The sequence below is a fragment of the Bacillus sp. Nf3 genome, from assembly GCF_003028545.1.
Taxonomy (GTDB): domain Bacteria; phylum Bacillota; class Bacilli; order Bacillales; family Bacillaceae; genus Bacillus; species Bacillus safensis.
Map to the genome: position 1 here is coordinate 1 of NZ_PYUA01000062.1, position 609 is coordinate 609.

At 56.5% G+C, this 609-nt stretch carries 2 protein-coding genes; both read right to left on the reverse strand.

Features of this window, described 5'->3' with window-relative positions; all coding sequences use genetic code 11:
• Nucleotides 1-253: hypothetical protein (locus C9414_RS19550; protein ID WP_219909133.1), on the reverse strand; the 253-nt coding region annotated here is incomplete at its 3' end.
• A 151-nt stretch (nt 254-404) separates the two neighbouring features.
• Nucleotides 405-609, reverse strand: a 205-nt coding sequence (locus tag C9414_RS20410; protein WP_219909134.1) for a hypothetical protein, incomplete at its 5' end; no start/stop codon positions are given.

The window sequence follows — 609 nt, forward strand, 5'->3', positions numbered from 1 at the left end:
GTCGCGAGAAGTTCGGAAGCCCTTCTTCGGCTGCCTGGCACAGGCAGATTGGACACCACGCTGCGACTCTGTGAAGCGCTTCAGATCGCCCAGAGATGATCTCTCCAATGCCATACAGAGTGGTGCCAACGAGCCGCTGACCAGTCAAGCGCTCAAGTGTGCGGGCTCTTCTAAGCGAAACTGGACCAGGGCCAGAGAGCCGAGCGCAGTCAGTGTATCTAACAGCCTGAGAGCTACTCTCAGAGTCGATCATGGAGATGAAGCGTGTCCATGGAATCCCACACAACTTTGATAGCCGCAAGCAGTAGCTAGTGAGTGATTCGGTTCCCGATGTTCCCACCGCCAGGGCCTTCATTGGTGGGAGCACCGTCCATCTCGGCAGAGCTGGATCCGTGGCTCTCTCGCTACGAGACATCGGCTGCGACCCTCATGAATTCGGAGAGCATATGGGAACGCTTGGCATTCGCGAGGAGATTGAAGTTATCGATGTCTGCCCAGAACAAGCTGTGATTCTTCGATGTTCCAGAGGCGGCGCGCAGATGATCTTCGTTCAGAGTACTGCTACCAGCGCGACTACGTTCCTCATTGGCGCGACGGAGGTATCGCAGG